Here is a 9,564-nt window from a genome sequence, read left to right on the forward strand (position 1 = left end):
TTTGCAGTGATGTTCGTCTATTCGAGAACTTCTGCTCCCTCAGACGATATTGGTTGAATAGTAAAATAGTGGAAGGTAAACTCTTGCAAGCCTGCACTGAGCAAGCGTACTTCATAGGCGTAGGCTTGATCTGGATAGGTAAACTGCAAGCGACCTTCTGCGGTTACTCGACGGCCAACGACCTCTCCAAAACGATCTTTGAAGACAATTTCTACCATAACGGTATGGGAGGGAGTCGCTTCCATCGTAATAAGCAGTTCATAATCCTGCTCTCTTTTAAGCAGAGGCAGACTAGGAATTTGACGCGTCGCGCCAAAATTTGTCTGCGAATGCCAGGTTTTCAATACTTGACCAGATGGCATGAGGGGGTTCTGAAAGTGAACGCTCCCTTGGGCAGTCGCTTGAATAGTTGACCCCCAAAGATAATCTGCCAGAACGGTATCGCCCCAGTAGACGCGTCTGGCTTCATTTTCTTTTATTTGTATCATTGGTTTCTTCCAAAGTCTCTTTCCATGATTTCTTTGTACTGGGTCGCAAACCATTCAATGATCGGACCACTCGCGTCGTTGTGGCGACCGGCACGGCTAGTACTAATAATACGAACCGGCAATTCATATAAGGCTTCTAAAATATCTGGATAAGCCTGCTGGTCGTAGTCATCATCTCTCATATAGGCAAGTGCCAAAATTGTATCCTTAAAATCTGCTTGTTCAAACCGATCCCAGAAGCGTTGATTGAGCTGACCAATGCCTTCTTGTGATACTTGGCCGATGATCAACTGCATCATATCTAAGGACGTTCCAAACTCATCTGGACGTTTAAATTTCAGGTTAGCAGCGACATCCCCCAGGTTGACAATGGGTTTTCCGACTAGGATGGCATGAGGGCAATAAAGGGCCCCATAATAAAGTGCACCAAAGGTCCCCATGGACAAACCTGAAAAATTCATCTCTTTGGGCTCGAAACCGAGCAGATCCAAATGCTGATCAATAAAGGCTGTAATTTGATTTTCCAGCTCTTCTGATCCCATGTAGAAAGATCCACCTTCCAGTCTTGGGTCAGAGAAGAGAATAAAGGGACTGCCCATAGCACGCAACATCCCAAATCCTTCAAATCCTTCGGCCGGACGATACCCAGAAAAGTAAATGTTTAAAGGTGGCTTCATATCGCCCGGATGGAAATAAGCAAAAATCTCTTGGCGCTTGTGGTCCCGAAGAGTCTGAGCGCCTACCGTCATCCCTCCTAAAGGACCATGGGACAAGCGTTTGTGTAAGGCTCCAATCGTAAGAGCCCCCTCTCCTTTTGCTTCCAGCGAGAAGGCTAGGTAATAAGGCTCTGCTCCATCCAATTCTAGTGGTTGCAGCATCTCTTCTTCTGAAAAGACCGCATCTTTGACCCAATCACCCAAAGCTCCATAGCGGTAAAATTGGATCCGCAATTGCAGCTGACAGCTTGGATCTTTTTCGTATTCCAACCAAAAATTGATGGGGCGGCTAGCGTCATACACATAATTGTAAACCCACTGGGCAATCGGCGTAAACTCTTCCCCGTATGCTCCATCAAGCTTGAGGAAATGTTGCCCCAAGACTGTTTGCTGACCAGCAAAATCAGGTCTCACTTGCAGATCACGAACTGTAAAGGCATCCCCATATTGATTGTCGTATAAAAAGCGGTCTAAAACATAGAGAAATTGATGCTTGTTTGAGAAATCCCAGGGTCTCGCTTGTTTAAGCGTTAAGAGATGGGCTAATTCTGCAGAAGGCACCTCTAGCTTACGCCTTTCGTCATAAAAAACGGTATAAGGCTGAAAATAGGTCAGGTCTTCTCCTAAAGCCAACAAATCTTCTGGATTCTCTAGGATCAAGGCTTTAAATTTAGAGATTTCCTCTTCTTCCATATAGTCTTTGAGCGATGGAAGAGCGGTGGCCTGAAAAAAGTGCCAGCCAAGTCCAGCAGGAAGTTCCATTTGATCCTGCCAGCTACTTGAGCCGATTTGGAGAATATGGGGTATCTGTAGTTTTTTATCCATGACGTTCTTTCATCCATCCTTCCCATTTCTCGATCAAGCGTTGACCGGTGTATTCTTGAATTTTTTCGATTGAATAGACCAAGGCCTCATTCCAGGGCTTCAATTCCAATAAGAAGTGCGTGATTGCTTTTTCTAATTCCTTGTCTCCCTTAGACAGGACATAGCCATTTTTTAAATGATCCACATATTCTGTTTGAACACGATTGACCTGTGGAATCCCCGCAGAGATCCCTGCAATCTGCGTATAGAGGTTAGGTTCCTCACTCAAATCTACGATCAAGCGTGTTTTTTCCAACTCCTGAATAATGTCATTTTCATTTGAAAAATTCTTGACCACAAAACGGTAGTCCGGTGCGTCTTGTACAAACTCCTTATCAATAATCTGGTTTTCTCCAAGCACTTCTAGCTGGGCTGGCGACTGAAAAAGATTCAAGTTCTGCTCACTAGCGATCAATTCCTCTAGTTGCTGTTCTACTTCTTTGACCCGCTCTGGTGCCCCATTGTAAAATGCAAAGACGACTTCAAATAAGGGATGTTGCCCCAAAACTTCCAAGATTTTTTTGAGCTGGTTCTTGGTTGGAAGCTCGTTCTCCTTGATATAATAATAAATCTTTGATTCCTTACGCTCTTGACTAGAGCCCAAACGGAGGCGAGAGTCAAAAGAGGTAATCCGATGTGTTTTTTGAGCTAAGCTAGGGGAAAAGACCGAAATCGCTTCTTTGGTTTTTTCACTGTCCGTAATTAAAAGCTGGGCATCAATCATATCAAAATAGAGGACAAAGTTTTCTGCAGACAAGGGCTGGCGATCCCCATAGAAAGAGAGGACCTTCTTAACACCACTCGCTGTATCTTGTAAAAAAGCAAGATTGGCTGGATGAGCTGCCAAGACCAACTGATCTCGCCCTGGAATCAAAGCCATCAAGTGTTCCTTCATTTTTTCAGAGACGACTTCCCCAATATTGGCATAGCTTTCTTTTTTGAATGCATGGAAGAAAGCTTCATTGACCATGACAGAGCGATTTTCTTCAATCAACATCTCTCTCAAAATCCACTGCCCATCAAAACGCAGGTACTCATGAAAATAAGGTTTCCCCTCATTGTAGTAGAGTCTGCTAGAGATAAAGCCACGATCATCCATGTAGTCAATATAGATGATTTCCTCATCCTTATAACGGGTCAAGGAGAGGATATTCCCATCCACTCCCATATCAATCTTGGCGAGACATTTGCCTTTTCGAAAGGCTATGGCCAAAAAAGGAGTATAGGAAAAGATAGTCCCACTAGGCCATTCCATATCCTGAAGCTGGAGTGGGCGCATGGACAACTCAGATGGGACACCTTGGATCCCATCAAAAATGGAGATCACATCTGTCTCTAGTATATCTTGGCGGTGTAAAAAATAACGCAGTTGGGGATTGTACTGTGGTAACAATAAAACCCGATCCATTTCTGCTTCTTGAAAAATACGAACTTGATTAATGGTATCGTCAAATTCAATGGACTCGCGCATCCAGTACCAAGGGGTAGCTGATTGCTGCCAGATGCGGTCCGTTCCATACCAGGCTGGTACAAAATAATACATGGTTACTCCTAGAATATTCTTGTATAACGTTGGTTGACGCGAAGGGCACGAATTTCTTCTCGGATATTGTAAATCATTCCGACAAACATGAGGAAAGTCCCTGGGATCATGGTCAAGCGCAAGAGCTCCTTATCCCATAATAAGAGAGAAAAAGGAAGCGCCGTAAAGAGAATCAGATACAAGGTCCCAAAAACTGTTAAGCGGAGGACAATACCATTGATGTAGCGACGTGTATCTGCTCCCGGATAGACATGGTCGATATATTCCGAAGCCTTCATCATCTTATCTGCAATTTCTTCTCCATTTACATTGACAAAGGCAAAGGCAAAAGAAAGCAGGGCAATCATGAGAATGTAAAGTAGAATCCAGATGGGGTCTCCCATCACCAAACGCTTGGCGAGCTGAGCAGCCCATTTAGCATTGGAATCCATCGACAAAATCAAGAGCATGGCATACTGAGGAATCGACACCAAGGTCATGGCATACATGAAGGGCATTCCCCCAGCCGGATTGAGCTTGATATCTAAAAAAGTATAGCTTTTTAGGTTGTTGTGAATCCCTAATTTATTGACAGGAATTTGATACTTGGAATATTCCACTAAGACTGCAACAAAGACAAAAATCAAGAGGGCAATCACACCCACAATATAAGCGATCTCTGGAATATTATTAATATTTGAAATAGTCTTCATCACGTCTTCTGGAAGGTACATAACCATCCCCGCCATCATGATCACAACAGAACTTCCAAGACCCAGAGCAGCATTTAGATCTGAAAGCCAGACCAAAAAGAAGGCTCCAGCTACCATAATCATCGTATTAACTGCAATGACGAGTCCAGGGTTCAACCCTGTCTTCAAGGGCAGATACATGGCCACTGCCAAGGACTGGACGATGGCAAGCGCCAAGGTCACATACATCTTTCGCCGCTCCACAATTTCCGAGCTGGTTTTTTCAAGATTAAAGCGTTTTGAAACGGTAAACATCCGCCACAAAATCATGGAGGACATCCAAGGAGATAAACCGATCGAAAAGATCGACATCCCGCGGAGATTTCCACCCATCACAGCACTTGAGAGCTGTAGACCAGTTGTCGTCCCCTCATTAAGTTTCAAGGCCTTTGATAAATCAACAAAAGGCAGAGAAATTTTACTTCCAAAAACATAAATAAAGACGAAAAAAATCGTCCAACAAAATCGCTTTCCTACTTCAGATCGTTTTAACATTTCTTTTAAACTTTCTCTTCGTCATTTTGGCTCCACCGTCTTGGGATTAGCCTATACATAGGTGCTTCTTAAGCATCTTATCTCAACTTATTTTACCATAATTTGCGACGTTTCCAAACTCATTTGTCACTAATATTTGATAATCTTCCAATTTCGCTATTTGGTACCGCATCCAACAAAAAATTCTCCAGATCTTTGTCTGAAGAATCTTGTTTGATTGGCTGTTATTACCCCAAGGCCATGATGGTATCGACGAATAATTTCTTTGTGAAATAGCCATTGCGGATCAAATAAGAAGTATAGTGAGCTTTTTGGACCATTTGGGCATACGCTTCCTCTGTGCAGTCTTGAACCAAACGATTGGCTTCTTCAAGATTGGATGCTACAAAGCCAAGCCCTTTTTCTCGAATATAGTCTGCATTTGACAAATAGTCTGGCACGACTACCGGAAGACCTGCGGATAAGTAAGTCGATAATTTGTAGGAAATATTTTCTTTGTAGTAATCTCGCTCATCCTCGGGGTTCTCTGAATTTCCCCAGACCAGCCCAAAACCACCCTTAGAAAGCTCCAAAAGCAACTCTTGCTTGGTTCGCCAGCCTTCAATATGGACCTTGGAATAATCAACTCCTTCAACTGGTTCTGCATAGACATGAAGGGGTGTATCATATTTCCAGTCGATGATATGAGGGAAACGCGACGGATTCCCTGAGAAGATCAGTTTTTTCTCAAATTGCGGGGTATAGAGATCCAAACTGTGGGTCAAATCCCACAACTTTTGTACCACATATTTTTTAACTGTAAGCCCTTCTGATACTAGACGATGGTACATTTGCTCTGATGGAACAACGACCAGATCACTCTGATTGTACATGTCGATATAGTTGGGTATCAGGTAATAATTACTCTCAAACATAAGCGGTGGGACATCGTGGATAAACATGACCAACTTGGTTTGAAGGAGTTTTAACTTATCAACCAAACGGCGGTCCCACTCAATCCCATTCCAAGAAGGCGATTGAACGAAGACGATATCCCCAAAAGCAACGCCTGCTAAAATCCCATCCATTCGCGAGTTCAATTCACTAGCTGGTTCATTGCTATGATCATAAAAGTAGATTCCTAATTCATTGACCCCAAGCTCGCGAACGACATTCATGATATCGTTTTGGGCCATCAGGGCTACACTTTGCGAAGATTGCCCAAATAGATTTGTAAAATGGATTTTCATCTCTTTCCTCTGACTCTTCTTTTTTTATCCCATATTTCCTGAAGATATGAAGGCAAACTGAGCTTTTCACAAAGCAACCTTTTTCATACCCTTCACCGAAAACTTCCTCATTCATTATAACATATTTCACAACTTCTTAGACATTCTAGATCAATAAAAGACCGGTTCATTCCGGTCTTTTAAGGTTCTATTTGCCATCTTTTTTACGAATGCCTAACAAAGTTAGTCCAGATAGAAGGAGGGAGGCCCCTATTGCAAGGATACTAGAGGAAGCAACGACTCCTGTCTCTGGGAGAGCAGGTCCTGAAGAATTTGCCACAGGCGCTGGGCTTACATCTGATGAGGACTCTGAAGGACTTGTCCCAGCAGAGAAACTTGACGCATAAGATACACGGATCCATTCAGATGTTTCATGCGATTGAGATTGGTTCACTGTTGACGATGTGCTTGTGGAAACTGAGGCACTCGTCAAAGATGATTCAGACACTAACATCGACCTTGAAAGGGATTGGCTCGTTGAAAAGAGTGAAATAGATTGACTATACGATTCAGATTTCGATGCTACAGACTCTGAATGAGATGTCCATCGCGAATCTGACTGACTCTCAGAAACAGATTGAGAGAGTGATTCGGACTCTGAAACCTGCGATTCAGATACAACATTCGATGTCGAAGCTGATTCAGTTGCAGATACAGATGATTGAACCAGCGATTCTGACTGGCTAGCTGAAACGGAGGCCTGAACCAAGGACTCTGACTGACTGGCTGAAACTGAGGCCTGGACTAGTGATTCTGACTGACTAGACGAAACGGAGGCCTGAACCAACGAGTCCGATTGACTAACCGACACAGACTCCTGAACCAGCGATTCGGATTGGCTGGCTGAGACTGACGCTTGAACTTGCGATTCTGATTGACTAGCTGATACTGATGCTTGGACCTGTGATTCTGATTGACTGGCAGAAATCGATTCTTGAACTAGAGATTCTGATTCACTAGACGATACAGATTCCTGAAGCAAGGATTCAGATTGACTCGTTGAAACGGATTCTGACAGTTTTTTACTCATCGAAATAGATTGCGACAAGGAAACTAGTTGGGAAACTACCTCCTCCGATCCGACTGCCGATGTTGACTGAGACTGAGAAATAGACTTCGATGTCTCTTCAGACTCAATCTCGGATATGGATTCTGAATCAACTTTAGATTGTGAAGCTGACTGGCTAGCTGATACAGATGCGTGAACCAGCGATTCTGATTGACTAGCCGACACAGAATCTTGAACCAACGAATCGGATTGACTAACCGATACAGATTCCTGAAGCAAGGATTCATATTGACTCAACGAAACAGATTTCGAAACTTTTTCAGACTCACTCTTAGATGCTGATTCTGAAGCAGCTTTAGATTGTGAATCAGATTGACTAGCCGAAATCGATGCCTGTACCAATGAATCTGATTGGCTAGCCGAAACTGACTCCTGAACTAGCGAATCAGATTGACTAGCAGAGACTGACGCTTGAACTAACGAGTCTGACTGACTGGTGGAAATAGATGCCTGTACCAATGAATCTGATTGGCTAGCTGAAATAGATTCCTGAACCAACGAATCGGATTGGCTGGCTGAAACGGATTCCTGGGCAAGTGAATCTGACTGACTAGCTGATACAGACGCCTGAATCAGTGATTCCGATCGACTAGCTGAGACTAACGCTTGAACTTGCGATTCTGACTGACTGGCCGAAACTGAGGCCTGGACTAACGAATCCGATTGACTAGCCGAGACAGACGCCTGAACCAACGAGTCTGACTGACTTGCAGAAACAGATTCTTGAACCAACGAATCGGATTGACTGGCTGAGACAGATTCCTGTAGCAACGACTCTGACTGACTGGCTGATACAGACGCCTGAACAATAGATTCAGATTGACTTACAGAGACTGACGCTTGAACTTGCGAGTCTGACTGACTGGTGGAAACAGATGCCTGTACCAATGAATCTGATTGGCTAGCTGAAATAGATTCCTGAACCAACGAATCGGATTGGCTAGCTGAAACCGACTCTTGTACCAAGGACTCTGATTGGCTCGCAGAAACGGACGCTTGTACCAAGGAGTCTGACCGACTAGCTGAAACTGAGGCTTGTACCAAGGAATCAGACTGACTTGCAGAAACTGAGGCTTGGAACAAAGACTCGGATTGGCTAGCTGAAACCGATGCCTGAACCAAGGAATCAGACTGACTAGCTGAAACTGAGGCTTGAACCAGTGATTCAGATTGACTCATCGAAATAGATTGCGACAAGGAAATCAGTTGAGAAACCACTTCTTCCGATCCAACAGCCGATGTTGACTGCGATTGAGACACAGAAATTGATTTGGATACCAAATTAGATAAGGATACCGACTGACTCAACGAAACAGATTTCGAGGCTTTTTCAGACTCACTCTTAGATGCTGATGCGGCTTTTGATTGCGAGTCTGATTGACTGACAGAAACAGATTCTTGTATCAAGGAATCGGACTGACTAGTTGAAACCGACTCTTGTACCAAGGAATCTGATTGGCTTGCCGATACAGATGCCTGAACCAAGGAATCTGATTGACTTGCGGAAACCGACTCTTGTACCAAGGAATCTGATTGACTCTCTGAAATGGACTCTTGTACCAAGAACCCAGACTGACTTGTCGAAACTGAGGCTTGAACCAACGAATCGGATTGACTCGCGGAAACGGACTCTTGTACCAAGGAATCAGACTGGCTCGCAGAAACTGACGCTTGTACCAAGGAATCTGATTGACTCACTGAAATGGACTCTTGTACCAAGGACTCAGACTGACTTGTCGAAACTGAGGCTTGTACCAGCGAGTTTGATCGACTAGCTGAGATTGATGCTTGGATCAACGATTCAGATTTGCTAGCTGAAGCTGATTCTCGAACCTGCGATTCGGATTGACTCGACGAAACCGAAGATTGAACCAAGGATTCTGACTGACTCACTGAAATTGATTCTTGGACTTGTGACTCTGACCGACTTTCTGAAGTTGAAGCTTGAATTAACGATTCAGATTGACTCGCTGAAACGGACGCTTGTACCAACGATTCAGATTGGCTTACGGAAGTCGATTCTTTAATTAACGATTCTGACTGACTCGCAGATGTTGAAGCTTGAACCTGTGATTCAGATTGGCTTGCTGAGATTGAAGCTTGGACCAACGATTCTGACTGACTCGCAGAAGTCGATGCTTGGACCAAGGACTCTGATTGACTCGCGGAAACGGACTCTTGTACCAAGGACTCTGATTGGCTCGCTGAAACCGACTCTTGTACCAAGGACTCTGATTGACTCGCTGAAATCGACGCTTGAACTTGTGACTCAGATTGACTCGCTGAAGTCGAAGCTTGAACCTGCGATTCAGATTGGCTTGCAGAGATTGATGCTTGAACCTGTGACTCTGACTGACTTGCTGAAACCGACGCTTGGACCAAGGACTCTG

Annotated in this window: 6 protein-coding genes; all 6 read right to left on the reverse strand. The window is 44.0% G+C overall.

Annotated elements, in window-relative coordinates; genetic code table 11:
• Positions 1–17: 17 nt before the first annotated feature.
• A complete protein-coding gene (gene asp3, locus HMPREF9186_RS05285) occupies positions 18–488 on the reverse strand; it encodes an accessory Sec system protein Asp3 (RefSeq protein WP_009731770.1) in 471 nt (156 codons plus the stop codon).
• On the reverse strand, positions 485–2,029 hold the full coding sequence (gene asp2, locus HMPREF9186_RS05290) for an accessory Sec system protein Asp2 (protein ID WP_037613957.1): 1,545 nt from the start codon (positions 2,027–2,029) through the stop codon (positions 485–487). The genes asp3 and asp2 overlap by 4 nt, the downstream gene beginning before the upstream one ends.
• Positions 2,022–3,611, reverse strand: a complete 1,590-nt coding sequence (gene asp1 / locus HMPREF9186_RS05295) for an accessory Sec system protein Asp1 (RefSeq protein ID WP_009731772.1) — start codon at positions 3,609–3,611, stop codon at positions 2,022–2,024. Before asp1 ends, asp2 begins: the two co-directional genes overlap by 8 nt.
• A gap of 8 nt (positions 3,612–3,619) precedes the next feature.
• Complete coding sequence (gene secY2, locus HMPREF9186_RS05300) at positions 3,620–4,837, reverse strand: accessory Sec system protein translocase subunit SecY2 (RefSeq protein WP_009731773.1); 1,218 nt, start codon at positions 4,835–4,837, stop codon at positions 3,620–3,622.
• Positions 4,838–5,064: 227 nt separating this feature from the next.
• A complete protein-coding gene (locus HMPREF9186_RS05305; RefSeq protein ID WP_009731774.1) occupies positions 5,065–6,066 on the reverse strand; it encodes a sugar transferase in 1,002 nt (333 codons plus the stop codon).
• Positions 6,067–6,253: 187 nt separating this feature from the next.
• On the reverse strand, positions 6,254–9,564 hold a 3,311-nt coding region (locus HMPREF9186_RS05310; RefSeq protein ID WP_009731775.1), incomplete at its 5' end, for an LPXTG cell wall anchor domain-containing protein.

The organism is Streptococcus sp. F0442, from assembly GCF_000314795.2.
Classification (GTDB): Bacteria; Bacillota; Bacilli; order Lactobacillales; family Streptococcaceae; genus Streptococcus.

Bases quoted from the DNA above. Each gene is read 5' to 3' on its own strand.
- asp3 (WP_009731770.1), bottom strand. From the start codon at position 488: ATGATACAAATAAAAGAAAATGAAGCCAGACGCGTCTACTGGGGCGAT.
- asp2 (WP_037613957.1), bottom strand. From the start codon at position 2,029: ATGGATAAAAAACTACAGATACCCCATATTCTCCAAATCGGCTCAAGT.
- asp1 (WP_009731772.1), bottom strand. From the start codon at position 3,611: ATGTATTATTTTGTACCAGCCTGGTATGGAACGGACCGCATCTGGCAG.
- secY2 (WP_009731773.1), bottom strand. From the start codon at position 4,837: ATGTTAAAACGATCTGAAGTAGGAAAGCGATTTTGTTGGACGATTTTT.
- HMPREF9186_RS05305 (WP_009731774.1), bottom strand. From the start codon at position 6,066: ATGAAAATCCATTTTACAAATCTATTTGGGCAATCTTCGCAAAGTGTA.